Source organism: Marinobacter sp. S6332 (assembly GCF_023016045.1).
Classification (GTDB): Bacteria; Pseudomonadota; Gammaproteobacteria; order Pseudomonadales; family Oleiphilaceae; genus Marinobacter.
The window spans coordinates 412,932-425,590 of sequence record NZ_JALKAP010000001.1 but is presented as its reverse complement, the minus strand read 5'-3'; the positions used below and the strand labels follow the sequence as shown (position 1 = coordinate 425,590).

10 protein-coding genes are annotated in these 12,659 nt (G+C 55.0%); 4 read left to right on the top strand and 6 right to left on the bottom strand.

Annotation, left to right across the window (positions count from 1 at the left end):
• Position 1: 1 nt before the first annotated feature.
• Entirely contained in the window at positions 2–370 is a 369-nt protein-coding gene (locus MWU62_RS01920; RefSeq protein ID WP_247113162.1) for a DUF6746 family protein, read from the bottom strand.
• Positions 371–528: 158 nt separating this feature from the next.
• Between MWU62_RS01920 and MWU62_RS01915 the strand changes: the two genes are divergently transcribed.
• Entirely contained in the window at positions 529–1,347 is an 819-nt protein-coding gene (locus MWU62_RS01915) for a hypothetical protein (protein WP_247113161.1), read from the top strand.
• A 24-nt stretch (positions 1,348–1,371) separates the two neighbouring features.
• Here MWU62_RS01915 and MWU62_RS01910 read toward each other — a convergent pair whose 3' ends face one another.
• A complete protein-coding gene (locus tag MWU62_RS01910) occupies positions 1,372–3,636 on the bottom strand; it encodes a fatty acid cis/trans isomerase (protein ID WP_247113302.1) in 2,265 nt (754 codons plus the stop codon).
• A 331-nt stretch (positions 3,637–3,967) separates the two neighbouring features.
• On the opposite strand from MWU62_RS01910, the gene MWU62_RS01905 reads away from it, so the two are divergent.
• Complete coding sequence (locus MWU62_RS01905; protein ID WP_247113160.1) at positions 3,968–5,143, top strand: type III PLP-dependent enzyme; 1,176 nt, start codon at positions 3,968–3,970, stop codon at positions 5,141–5,143.
• Between the two features lie 143 nt (positions 5,144–5,286).
• Here the strand turns inward: MWU62_RS01905 and MWU62_RS01900 are convergent, their stop codons facing one another.
• Genes MWU62_RS01900 through MWU62_RS01885 form a run of 4 tightly spaced genes read right to left on the bottom strand, consistent with a single transcriptional unit; the run spans position 5,287 to position 9,769 of the window.
• A complete protein-coding gene (locus MWU62_RS01900; RefSeq protein ID WP_247113159.1) occupies positions 5,287–6,477 on the bottom strand; it encodes an MFS transporter in 1,191 nt (396 codons plus the stop codon).
• Between the two features lie 6 nt (positions 6,478–6,483).
• Positions 6,484–6,879, bottom strand: coding sequence for an ectoine synthase (locus MWU62_RS01895; RefSeq protein WP_216006726.1), 396 nt, complete (start codon positions 6,877–6,879; stop codon positions 6,484–6,486).
• Positions 6,880–6,929: 50 nt separating this feature from the next.
• Positions 6,930–8,360: a GTPase/DUF3482 domain-containing protein gene (locus tag MWU62_RS01890; RefSeq protein ID WP_247113158.1), complete on the bottom strand. Its 1,431-nt coding sequence runs from the start codon at positions 8,358–8,360 to the stop codon at positions 6,930–6,932.
• Complete coding sequence (locus tag MWU62_RS01885; RefSeq protein WP_247113157.1) at positions 8,357–9,769, bottom strand: DUF2868 domain-containing protein; 1,413 nt, start codon at positions 9,767–9,769, stop codon at positions 8,357–8,359. The genes MWU62_RS01890 and MWU62_RS01885 overlap by 4 nt, the downstream gene beginning before the upstream one ends.
• 87 nt (positions 9,770–9,856) lie before the next feature.
• Here MWU62_RS01885 and MWU62_RS01880 point away from each other — a divergent pair, with 87 nt between their 5' ends.
• Both MWU62_RS01880 and MWU62_RS01875 read left to right on the top strand, forming a co-directional pair.
• Positions 9,857–10,216 carry a DUF6164 family protein gene (locus MWU62_RS01880; RefSeq protein ID WP_247113156.1) on the top strand — a complete coding sequence of 120 codons (360 nt, stop codon included), beginning with the start codon at positions 9,857–9,859 and terminating at the stop codon, positions 10,214–10,216.
• A gap of 293 nt (positions 10,217–10,509) precedes the next feature.
• Positions 10,510–12,624, top strand: coding sequence for a D-(-)-3-hydroxybutyrate oligomer hydrolase (locus tag MWU62_RS01875; RefSeq protein WP_247113155.1), 2,115 nt, complete (start codon positions 10,510–10,512; stop codon positions 12,622–12,624).
• Positions 12,625–12,659: the final 35 nt, after the last annotated feature.

The window sequence follows — 12,659 nt, the reverse complement described above, 5'->3', positions numbered from 1 at the left end:
ACTAGTTTACGAGCTTTCGGCTTTTGCTGAGGTATTGCTCGCCAGCAGAGCGCACGGTACCGGGGTCGGCGTGCTCAGAAGCTTTGTGAACTTTCTCAAGGGTCTCCTCAAGTGCATCAATCTCGTCATCCAGTTTTTGTAGCGCGTTTTCCAGTGTGTATGTTAGTTGGTGCACTTCGTTCATAGCTTCTGGCGTTAGATCCCCAGCCAGCACTTTTTCTAGCTTGTTGTTGTATTCGGAGAAGTTGGCAACGGCTTGCTCTAGGGTGTGTGATGGCTGACCTTTGAAGTGATCACTATCGCTTGCAAATGCAGGGACAGCGATCAGCAAGGAGGCGGCTACAGCGGTAAACTGTCGAAGAATGGTCATAGTGTGCTCCGTAATAAGTTAACTCAAAATATAATGCGAATTATTATCAGATGCGCTTTTAAAAACCATGACCACCGTCAATTCGACTCACAAAAAATACTTGCACCCAGGTTAAAACTGCTTAAAACTTACCCACTTTGACCAGCGCGACCCCGCCCATGAACTTCGTATCGTTTAATGTCTTCCGCACCCTTGGCTTTCCGGATACCACTGTATTGAAGCCGGAGAATTACTTGCGCCATAAGGAACTGCTGCGCAATGCAGATTGGGTGTTGTTCCCGGAATACTGGCAACTCAATGCGCTAGTGCATGGTTTGAAATGTCGGGTTTTCCCCAGTGTTGCCAGTTATCTCATTGGCCACGATAAAGTGGAAATGACCCGGGCGTTTGAAGCGGTTGCGCCGGAGCACATCCCCTGGACAATCATTGAAGCCAACGGCCCGGAGGAACGTGAGCACATCTGGAGTGTGATGGTGCTGCCCTTCGTGGCGAAGCTGCCAAAGGCCAGCATGGGCGAAGGTGTGTGGCTGATTGAAACCCGTGACGACTGGCGCAAATACTGCGAGCGCACGGATGTTTTATATGTTCAGGAATACCTGCCGCTGGACCGCGACGCGCGCATAGTAGTGGTGGGCGATAAAGTTGTCACAGCCTACTGGCGTACTCAGGCCGATCAGGGCTTTTATAACAACGTATCCAAGGGTGGCAAGATTGACAACAGCCCGGTGCCCACGGTGATGACCGATCTGGCGCTGCGGCTTGCCCGGGATTTGGGCGTAGACCATGCTGGCTTTGATATTGCTCTGGTGGAGGGATATCCCTTCGTGCTGGAGTTCAACCGCTTATTTGGCAATCAGGGGCTGGGTCAGGGCAGCGACTTGAAGAACGCCATCCTAGAATACCTGCAACAAGAGTCTGAGCCCCGCGACCCCGGAGGCTCTACCACCCCCGAGCCCTTCCGCCCTGTAGCGGTGTGAACCCGGAGGCGGCACGCTGGCCTATTAAAGATTCTTGTAGCGGTTGATATCGAACACACCCGCCTGCAAGGGCTGATGCTCGCGCTGCCAAGCGGTAATATCGTGAAGAATCTCCCAGAATTGCCTGTGGGTGCGGCGAACGCCCCATACACCCACTAAGGCCTCAAAGGCTTTTGGCTCTTCTGCCTTCAGGGCTTTCATTCTGTCTTTAAACAGTCCGAGTTGCGACGCGGGAATGTCGAACATGAAGTTTGGGTAGCTGCCAATGATGCCCGGATAAATGGTCAGCTTGTCGTTTTCGGGCTGGTAGCGTAAATCCTCTCCCAGCAGAAAAGCGACGTTGCTGTGGGCGCGGTCGCGGATAACCGTGTATACCGTTCGCTTGCCTTTCTCATTATAAACCCGCAAGAAAGTGACGTTTGGTAGGTAGTTGATGGCAGGGAGGAATTCCGCCCGGGTAGCGGCCAGTTCTGACAGCACCTGATCCGCCTCGCGAATCCATTCGGGCTCGTCTTTGCGGCCACAATCACTGCCGCCACAGCGGTTGATGGGATCGTCCCGCTCTGCATTCAGTTCGTGGAATTTCAGCAGCAGTCGCGCCCCCAATTCTTCATTGAATGCCGAGGTGGCATAGGGCACCTGTGATGGGGCCGTCTCGTCCATGTTGGCATAGCTATAATCCAGCTTGAATTCGCCTGCGCCCTGATACCAATGGTGCAAAACCTTGTTGCGTTCACCGGGCGGAATTAGGCGGAGATAGTTCTGCTCGCCGCCGTTACGGATCAGGTCAAAGTAAAGTCGCGTCTGGGCTTGATGAGCCACGTTGCCGAACACGTCAAAATTCACCACCAGTTCGTAGTAGGTGCGTTCGAACAGAGGATAATCCATCCACCAGCTGGTTAATGGCGCCTGGCCAATCAGGCCGCGCTGTACAGAAGCATTGTCGTGATGGCGGAAAACAGTGAGTAGCGCATTGGTATTATGGCCGTCACCGTCCCAGATATGATTAAGTGAGGCACCTTTGGGGTAGGCCTCGCCGTAGGCCTGGTTTCGCAGTTTGTGATACTGGTTACGCTTGCCTTTGTAGTCAGCCCAGTTGTCGCCCAGATCAAGCAGGGCGCTATCCTGTCCCGGCAAGGCCAGCAACGGCGTTACCTTTTCGCGATACTCTGCATTGGTTAGATAAAGGTCGTTTTCCGGGTCGTGGTAGGCCACCCAAAACTGGTCACGGATCACGTCGGTAGCAATTTGGCCGCGGCACACCGGCCCTCGAATAAAGGTACGGGTGAAGTACTCGGCGTTGTCCAACATGAATTGGTAGCGGGCCTTTGCAGGGATGGCGGCAAAGGTGACAAAGGGGTTAGCGCGGTTTTCACGGCTGTAGTCCGGGAGGGTTTCTACTTGCCAATCGCCAGTTTCAAACAGCTCGCGGGTGTGCTCGAACTGTTTTTCTCCAAACTCGAAGGTGATATGGCGCTTGTGCACAATGCTGCCAGATACCGGGCGCAGGCGATAATACACCGAGCCTTCGGGGTCGTCGTTGGGGCGACGGGTTGCCACCATGTCGATGGGTGTGCCTGGCATTGTGTAGGAGCGCACAATTTCGAAGTAGCGGGTGCTGGCGCCCTTATCTTCAAAATACAGGTGCGCGAGGTAGAGGTGTTCGTAAATCCATCGACTGGTCAGTTGTTGGCGTAGGCTGTGGTCATTTAGCCAGCTTTCCCAACGCTTGATGTGGCTTTGCTCGGCGCCATCTACCTTGGTAACCAACGGGCTGATGGCGCCGCCTTGGTTGAGCCAGCCGGTGAGGGTGGCGTACTCGTCGTCGGTGAGGCCAGTTACTGCTAGAGGCATGCCCTCGTAGGGGTGGTCGCTGGCGTAGTCGGAGAAATTCTCGTTGCTTACACACTGATTGGCCCGAGATAAGCCCAGCTCTATGTCTTCAGGCAATTTGCTGTTGGGAGCAAATTCATACTCCTTGCCCAAGCGAATCATGTTTTCAAATAAGCTGTGGGTTTGATCGCCTCTGGCTAATACCGAGTAAAAGCCTAACTCTCGCCATTGTTGTTCAGTTTGGGCGTCTATTCTCAAGCGGGTGGTTTTTTGGGTTTCGAAGCGCGCGCCATCGTAAACCGCGTCTTTGTGGGCACCGCGAATCAAGCCGTCGGAGTATTCCATTTTGAGCTGGCAGGGCGCGTCAAAGCAGCTGTGGCAGGCTAGGCATTTTGCTTCTACGATGGGGCGTACGTCGTCGTTGAAGCTGACCGGTTGCTGGGTTGCGGTGGGCAGTGCTTGTTTGAATGTTGGCGGTGTGGTGTTTTCGGCACAGCCTGCCAGAAACAGCAGGGTCAGGAATATTGCTGCAATGAGTCTCGTCACTGGGGGTTCCTGTGGTACGTGTTTGTTATGACTGAAGTATAGAGGGTTGAGTTGTTGATCGCTAAGGCCTCTTTGATTGGGGGCTTTTTAGAGTTCTGGTTTTTGTTCGATTTATGGGTAGATTTGCTGATATCTGTGAGGCAAAGAAAGTCTGATTATCGCGCTTCTTGGCCAGGGCCATTCAGGTTCTGGCATTCGCGTTCGCGCACTGTTTTTTTGCCCCAAGGGGGAAACACGATCCATGACCGAGTCAGCCAACGCTAACATCGCCGATTACTACACTGCCGAGACTTTTGAGCGGATCAAAGCATTTGCGGATACCAAGGAAACACCGTTTGTAGTGATTGATACCGCTACCATCGATCGTCAGTACGACGAGTTGGTGGACGGTTTTCCTTATGCCAATGTGTATTACGCAGTGAAGGCCAACCCGGCTTCGCAGGTTCTGACTATGCTGCGGGATAAGGGAGCGAGCTTTGATATTGCGTCGGTTTATGAGTTGGAAAAGGTGATGGCTCTTGGTGTGACCGGCGACCGCATCAGCTACGGCAACACCATCAAAAAGGCGCGAGATATTCGCACTTTTTATGAGAAGGGTGTGCGTATGTTCGCCACGGATTCTGAGGCGGATTTGCGTAACATTGCCAAGGCGGCACCCGGCTCGAAGATTTACGTACGTGTTCTGACCGATGGCACGCAGACCGCAGACTGGCCGCTTTCCCGCAAGTTCGGCTGTGAGAATGATATGGCCATGGACCTGCTGATCCTGGCGCGTGATCTTGGCTTGGTACCTTACGGTGTGTCGTTCCACGTGGGGTCCCAGCAGCGCGAGATCGGCGCGTGGGATTCGGCTTTGAACAAGGTGAAGGTCATTTTCGAGCGCTTGAAAGAAGAAGACGGCATCGAATTGAAAATGATCAACATGGGCGGGGGGTTTCCGGCGAACTACATCAACCGTACCAACGAGTTGGCGGTGTATGCCTCTGAGATTACTCGCTTCCTGAAGGAAGATTTCGGTGATGATTTGCCGGAAATCATTATCGAACCGGGCCGTTCGTTGATTTCCAACGCCGGTGTTCTGGTAAGTGAGGTAGTTCTGATCGCCCGTAAGTCCCGCACGGCTCTCCATCGTTGGGTGTTTACTGACGTAGGTAAGTTCAACGGTCTGATCGAGACTCTGGATGAAGCGATCAAGTTCCCCATCTGGACGGACAAGAAGGGTGAAGGCGAAGACTGCGTAATTGCCGGGCCAACGTGCGACAGCGCGGACATTATGTACGAGCATCACAAATACCCGTTGCCACTGAACCTGGCTATTGGCGACCGTATGTACTGGCTTTCCACAGGAGCCTATACAACAACCTATAGTGCCGTGGAGTTCAATGGGTTCCCTCCGCTAAAGGATTACTACATCTAAAGTCTGAGGGCCTGCTTCATTGGGGTGGGCCGCGAAGCGGGGTGTCTTTTCTTCTGGGAAAAACAACTCGCTTCGCTCAGACATCTTTTTCCCGGCAGAAAAGACACCCCGCTCCCCGGCTTCTGGCCATTTGAGGAGGCGCTTTACTGACGTTGAAGGTTTAGTTTGATGGCTAGAGGAGAAACCAGTATTCCGTAGGCGATCATTACGGCAATGGCGTGTCTTATGTCGCCTGTCCAGTCAGACAGTAAGCCGCCCAGCATGGGTACTGCGAAGGCCACTGTGTAGCCCACCAGAAAGTTGCCGGCGGATAGTCTTCCGGTTTCGCTGGCGGGCACCAGAAGCGGCGGTAACGCCACCATCATGATTAGCAGTATGCCAGCGGTGAAGCTCATGAATGTGGCGCTGGCGATTGCCCACCATCCTGTAAACACCAGAAGCCCCAGAGTTCCCAGCAGGCTGAGTATCAGCATGGTGATTAGCGGGACTTTTTTGCCTATCCAGTAGCGGGCCATTTTCAGCATCAAAAGCGACGCAATCACTTGGGCAAAGTTGTACCAAAAAAGAGCTTCGGTGAGGTTTTCGAATTCGCCTCTTTGCTCCAGCAAGGCCGCCAGGTAGGCGTTTACGCCGAAAAACAGGGAGCCGGATACGCCGAGCAGCAGGCCGAGTTTTAATGTGAGCGGGTTTTTCCAGTCCGGGAGCCAGGCGACTTTGCGGGTGGGCCTGACCAAGTCGCGTTTGGGCAGGAACAGGGCGGCGGCGACCAGCAATGCCGGTAGTGACCAGGCCAGCATGGTTGCGCGCCAACTGTTGTCCAGTAACGGCATGATGACTGGCAGGGTGATGCCTGCGCCGATGAATTCGCCCATCAGCATGCCGTTCATGTAGATGGCGGAGCCTAGTGCCAGGTTTTTGGGTTCCAACCAGCGCGGTAACAGGGCCGGTAGCGCGGGCTGCATCATGGCTATGCCTAGGCCCATAACGGCGCTAGTGAGCATCAGAGTGATGGTGTCGGGCGCCAATCCACGACCTGCGGAGCCGATGACCATAACGAGCATGGCCAGTGCAAGAGTGTTGCGTGGACCCATTCGGGATATGGACAGGGAGCCCGGCATGGCGCCAATGGCAAGCATGAGAATGGGGAGAGTTGTCAGCGCGCCAGTGAGGGTCTGGGAGAGTGCCAGCTCGTCACCGATAAACGGTGCTAGCGGTGGCGCAACCAGTATCGGGATGCGCAAATAAACCCCGGCCAGCCAAAGCAACAACGCCACCGGCAGCAGGCTCGCTGTCGATGGCGGTGCGGATGGTGCGGGGTGTTCTGTTACAGACAAGAGCGATCAGTCTTCGCTGGTATCCGGCAGATAGGCGCCGTCTTCGTCGTGAACTTCCTGGCCCGTAACGGGCGGGTTGAACGAGCAGATAAGACGCATGTCTTCAGTGCCACCGCGGAGTGTGTGTTGGTCGTGCTTGTCGAGAGCGTAGAGGGTGCCGTCGGAGATTTGGTGGGTTTCACCAGTGGCTTTGTCTGTGATGCTGCCATTACCGGCTACGCAGTAAACGGCTTCCAGATGATGCTTGTACCACAGGTTAAGCTCGGCACCTGCAGGAATGATCGTTTCGTGGAAAGAGAAACCCATGCCGTCTTTTTTCAACAACATGCGACGGCTTGTCCAGCCGGGGCCATGTACTTCACGTTCGGTACCGATGATGTCCTGGACTCGTACAATTTTCATTAGCATTCCTCGTTTTGTGATGGAATAGCCATACAGTATAAACACTCCTTTCAGGTCCGGTTCAACCGCCAGTCGTCATAAATTGCCATGCACTGTTCAATAGCTCCATGAAATCTGTATCGCTGGTTTTCGTCCAAGGGTTGTTGTTTTCGGCACTTGTCGAGGGTTTTCTGAATGGTTTGGCGGTTTGTTTTATCGAGGTTATCCAGCCAGTGATGATCTGCGGGTTGCAGGTCGAGCAGTTCTCTACCTGCATGGTTGCGATGGCTAATGTGCCACCAATGATCCACGGCCCGTCCCAACACTACGTAGCCAAACTGGCTGTCTTGCACCGGGCCGAAGGTGGCTGTCTTCAGGCCGTCTTGAAGCAAGCCAATGTTTAAAACTGGCAGAGTGAATCGGCCTCCGTACATGTAACTACCTGCAGCGCCGATAATACCGCCCACCAGAGCACCGGCGCCCAGAGATGAGCCTAGAGCGAGAGCGTCCAGCCCGGCACCGCTAACGGCGCCAGCACCAAATCCGGCCGTCGCCAGATAGCGTCGGCTAACGGCCCAGTGTTTGCGGCTGTCTTCCGAGAACAGGTCGTGATCACTGTGCCATTCCAGCTCGGCTTCCTGCCGTTGGATACTTTGATGTTGATACAGGTGTTCTATCTCCACTCGCAGGGACTGCTCCCGTTGCCGTTGATGCTGGTACCAGCGCTGCCGGAGCTGATCCGCTAGGGTGCTGTCGCTGGTGCCTGCGGTTTGATCCAGTGTGAGCGTGCGCTTTTCCTGAAACGACATCATGTCTTTCAAGGCTTTGGCAATAATGCCAGCAGCCTGATGCTGACGTTGCTCCCGTTGAGCCAATAGATAATGGGTAGCTTGATCCAGAGGCTTTTCCCAGTCTGGCTCAAGCTGGCCGAAGGCCCGTAACAAGCTTAGGTGTTGCTCGAACGGGGCGCGAACTGCGTCGAATTTGCGTACAACCTGAAAGAACTGCCCCAGTGCGGCCTGCCAGATGTCACTGTAGTCGTCGGTTCCGATGCTGTTGATCAGCGCCAGACTGGGCTGGCCGGTCCAGCGTAGGATGGTCATTTCTGCTTCATGCTCGGCACTGTATGGCGCGGAGCCATCAACCACGTAGATGATCCCCGCCCCCTCAATCAACGGTGCTAGCAGCTCACACTCGTCTGTAAAGCGGCCATCACCCTGATGCTGTTGAACAAAGGCTCGCACTGTTTCGCTGTGATCAGATGCTGACACGCTGTGGGCTTCAAGCCATTCCAACACCCGTCGGGGGCGCTGAAAACCGGGCGTATCAACCAGTGTATAAAGAACTCTGCCATCTACGCTTAGTGGGTAGGACTGGCGCTTACGTGTCGTGCCCGGCTCCAAAGCAATGGCTATGGCATCGTTCTGAGACAGGGTTGCCACCACGCTGGATTTGCCTTTGTTGGGGTGGCCTACAACGGCAAAAATAGGTGCGGTACTCATTGCATAATTCCCCCGTTCACATCCGGAAGGGTTCCGTGCGTTGGTATCAGGCTAACCGTTACAAACTCCGGCCCGACCCGCTTGGCAAATCTCAGCCATTGCTGCACCTGATGGGCATCCGGTTCACGCTCAATGCGGGTAGCCAATGGCACCAAGGCAATCTGCGATGCTTCAGGCCAGAGTTCCCGTGCAGACATCAGAAAATCTTCCAACTCTCCCGTAGGAGGCTCCCAGCTGCGTGTTATCAGAAGGACGGATTCGTTGTGTGTCTGTGTCAGTTGTTTGGCCACCTGCTCTAGAACCTGCCGGTCTTGCGCGAGCGTCATCCGCCCGCCCACTTTGGCAATCAGGCTCTTGCCTGCACTGAGTGCATCCGGTAACTCCGGGTCGCCCGCGCCTGCCCAGCACAGGGCAGTACTGGCCTCAGGCAAAGGTTTTAGTGTGAGATGTGTTTCGGTGTCCGGCAAATCCGAGGCATCGTTATGGTCGTTGCCCGTATCCAGAGCTGGCGTTTCCATACGATACAGCAAGGCTCGCATAGCCGGGTGGTTAGCCAACAGATACCGAGCCTTGCGCCGGATTAGAACATTCGCCAGTAGGGCAAGGACAAGTCGCGGCAACAGTGTCCAAGTTGTCCATAGCATAGCGATAAAGGGCCACCACTGGCCCCAACGTGCCGGGTCCATGCTGCCTGCGACCGCGTTAGCGCGAAAGAACCGTGTGGCTTCCACAAGTGCAAGGTCCGGTGCAGCAGCTGGCAAAAACCAGGCCCAAGGCGCTGCAACCGCAACAATAAAGCTGTGATAGCGGCTGGCATCGGTCTCAAGAGTAGTGCTCCACCCAAAAGCTAGATCCTGTAGTACCACCATAATCAGCAGGGTTGCCAAACCGGTCAGCGCAAAACACAGCCCACCCAGTTGTGCGGCCTTTGCCATAAGGACCGGTTGGAGTTTTACCGACACCTCAGATTCGGGATTGTTGCGAAAGCGCCGGAGCAGTGTTCCCCAAGGCTGCCAGCCCACCAGAGACTGCGCCGTAGTTAGCAGCGCCAGTAAAAGCTGGAACGCCACAAAGGCCAAAAAAACCGTAATGTTGATGCGTTGGCCACCGTCGTAAAACAGTAAGCCGAGCATAGTCAGTAAACCAAACAGGGTGCCCGAAGCCATAAAGCCACTGTTGATCCGACGCCAGAAGCCCAAGGTGTGCTCCGTTGGCGATGCGCTAGCCCCCGGGCCGCTCAGATGGTTGATGTGGGCCAGCCAGCGCTTCGGAGTGGGCGCAACCTTTTGCTGCTCGCAGGTCAGTGCAAACTTGCGATCCCGCCGGTGCAAAAATGCCGGGGCCTGGCCTTTATCTCTTTGGGCGCAGTTGTCGAAATCCAGCAGCAGGCGGAGGGGGTGATCAGTCATGAAGGGTTCCGGTGGTGAATTCGGTCTTTGGGTCTATGGTGTTAGGATATCGGTATTACCCTGTCCGATACCAGATAACGAGCCTTCATGCCGCACCACCTGATGAATTTGCGCCACGTGCCAGATGACGAAGCCGACGAAATAAGGGCGTTATTTGACGCCCACGATGTGCGCTTTTACGAGACGCCGCCAAGCCGTTGGGGTATTAGCATGGGTGGTTTTTGGGTGCACGACACAGACGAAGCGAACCGGGCGAAAGCCTTGCTGCACGAATATCAGCGCCAGCGCATGGAAAGCCAGCGTGAAGCCTATGAGGCTCGGCGACTGAGTGGCGAGAGCGGTGGTGCTTGGCAAATGCTTCGACACAAGCCTGTTCGCACTCTGGCCGCTTGCGTAGCCATACTGGTGATCATGGGCCTAAGCCTGCTGCCGTTTATCCGAATTTGACGGTGGGCTGCAGGTGTGTCGCTTTAATCGGCTGTCCGCCAAACACGACGGTGTCCGGGATTCAGGACAATCCGGCTGTGCTAGCGCCTATAACTGGGTGATTCCGTGCAAGCCCGAGAGGAAAGGGGGCCAAGGTTGTCCGGAAGTCTGGACAAGTTCCGTCTTGCATATAAGAGTTTCGAAAAAAGCCCATAAAAAACAATAAGATAAAATTATGGCATAGGATGCGCATAACAATGGTCTCGGGTCGTGGTCCCGGCCCGTTCTAAACAACAACAAAATAAGGAACGACCATGAAACGCATCATGATCTGTGCGCTGATCGGCGCCACAGGCTTTGGCCTTAGTGGCTGTAATGACAGCAATAACAGCAGCAACGATAATCCGCCTGCCGCAAACCCGATTCCCGGATTTATTCAGGGCGATATTCAGCATACCCAATACGATGGTGTGACAGATGACCTGCTAACCGCAGGTATGGGCGCCACAGGATTAGGCAGCCCTACTGCGCCCACGTTCTCCGATGCTCTCAACCCCTCGCCTAGTGAGTTGCGCAGGCTTGCCATCTACAATAATTACCGTGCCTTGGTCGATACATCGGCTGGTGGAGGCTATGGCGAGTTCTTTGGCCCCAGCGTAGGCAGTGGCACCGAAGGAATGATCTCTGGGCATGAATACATCGCCTTCATGACAGTTCCGGGGAGCGACGTGCCCGTTACGGTTATGGCCCAGATACCTGACAGCTTTGACCCAAGTAGCCCGTGTATGATTACCGCGCCATCATCGGGTTCCAGAGGTATTTACGGGGCGATTGGTACAGCCGGGGAATGGGGCCTGAAAAAAGGCTGCGCGGTGGTTTACACCGATAAAGGTAGCGGCACGGGTTCGCATAACCTTGAGAGCAATGCCGCTCAGCGTATTGACGGCACACTTACAACTGGAGATGACCTCGTACAGTTCCGCGCAGATCTTACCGATGCAGAGCGCGGAGATTTCAACGCTCTGTGGCCCGATCGTTTGGCTTGGAAGCACGCGCACTCGAAAACCAATCCGGAAGCGGATTGGGGGCAGCATGTGCTGCAATCAATTGAATTCGGGTTCTGGGCGCTCAATAAGCAGTTCGGCAGCGACGGCGACAGCAACGCGATTACGCCTCTGAATACTTTGGTTATCGCGTCCAGCGTTTCCAATGGTGGCGGTTCTTCCGTCCGCGCTGCAGAACAGGATATCAACGGGTTGATTGATGGCGTGGCGGTGTCCGAGCCCAATGTGAACCCGGTTGTGGATACTAGCTTCGCCATTGTTCAAGGTTCCGGCGCGGCAGTTGCTGAGCATAGTCGCAGCCTGCTCGAATACACCACGGCGCTTGCGGTTTATCAGGGCTGTGCAAATCAGGCGCCAGCTATCCGCGATAGCGCGCCACTGAACGCGCTTAATGTGGCTCAGGTGCGCGAGAATATCTGCAACTCACTGTTTAACAAAGGCCTTGTAACAGGTGCTGACACTGACGCGCGTGCAACAGATGCGCAGCGAATCCTGAATCAGGACTTCGGCATCCAGCCCGAGCAGAATCTGCTTGCACCAGTGCACTTTGCCTCCAAAGTCGCCCAGAGCATTGCCATGACTTACGCCAATGCCTATGGCCGTGCGGGTGTGGAAGACCGAGTGTGCGGGCTCAGTTTTGCCGCAACAGACACTGCGGGCGCGGTGACGTCTTTCACGAATGCCAGGGAGGCTGCCGCCTTTGCAGCCAGTAACGGTATCCCACCCACTGCTGGCGTCGATATTGTATACGATGACGCTGAAGGCCAGCCCACGGCGCTTCCTACAAGTGTGTCCCCAAGCAGTAGTCAGGTTGATTACGGCTTGGACGCCTTGTTGTGCCTGCATAGCTTGGCTTTGGGCCGTGATGCCATCACAGGGGATGTCTTGACGGGCGCTGATGCCACACTGGCTTCAGCAATCGCTGAAGGCATCGAAGACATCAGAGCAACCGGAAACCTCCGTGGCAAGCCCACAGTGTTTGTGACGGGTCGGGCGGATGCCATTTTGCCCATCAACCATACATCCCGGCCATACTACGGACTTAATCAGCGGGTTGAGGGCGCTGCCAGCGAGCTTCGCTATTACGAAGTGCTCAACGCTCACCACCTCGACATCCTGAACCAGTTCGCGGGTGTAGGTGATCGCTATGTGCCGTTGCACCATTACTATTTTCAAGCTCTGGACTTGGTATGGGAGCGTTTGACCAACGGCACCGAACTGCCGCCGAGTCAGGTAGTCCGCACTACGCCGCGAGGAGATATGGCAACGCCTCTGGCCGAGAGCAACCTTCCTGAAATTGCAGCGCAACCGGCAGATGGAGATTTAATTCTCCTGATTGATAGCGAGTTGCGCATCCCGGAGTGACAGCCTTTTTGTGATCGCGCGTGCCCTCTCATTTG

Excerpts from the sequence above, each read along its gene's own strand:
- MWU62_RS01920 (WP_247113162.1), bottom strand. The coding sequence starts at position 370 with ATGACCATTCTTCGACAGTTTACCGCTGTAGCCGCCTCCTTGCTGATC.
- MWU62_RS01915 (WP_247113161.1), top strand. The coding sequence starts at position 529 with ATGAACTTCGTATCGTTTAATGTCTTCCGCACCCTTGGCTTTCCGGAT.
- MWU62_RS01905 (WP_247113160.1), top strand. The coding sequence starts at position 3,968 with ATGACCGAGTCAGCCAACGCTAACATCGCCGATTACTACACTGCCGAG.
- MWU62_RS01895 (WP_216006726.1), bottom strand. The coding sequence starts at position 6,879 with ATGAAAATTGTACGAGTCCAGGACATCATCGGTACCGAACGTGAAGTA.
- MWU62_RS01890 (WP_247113158.1), bottom strand. The coding sequence starts at position 8,360 with ATGAGTACCGCACCTATTTTTGCCGTTGTAGGCCACCCCAACAAAGGC.
- MWU62_RS01885 (WP_247113157.1), bottom strand. The coding sequence starts at position 9,769 with ATGACTGATCACCCCCTCCGCCTGCTGCTGGATTTCGACAACTGCGCC.
- MWU62_RS01880 (WP_247113156.1), top strand. The coding sequence starts at position 9,857 with ATGCCGCACCACCTGATGAATTTGCGCCACGTGCCAGATGACGAAGCC.
- MWU62_RS01875 (WP_247113155.1), top strand. The coding sequence starts at position 10,510 with ATGAAACGCATCATGATCTGTGCGCTGATCGGCGCCACAGGCTTTGGC.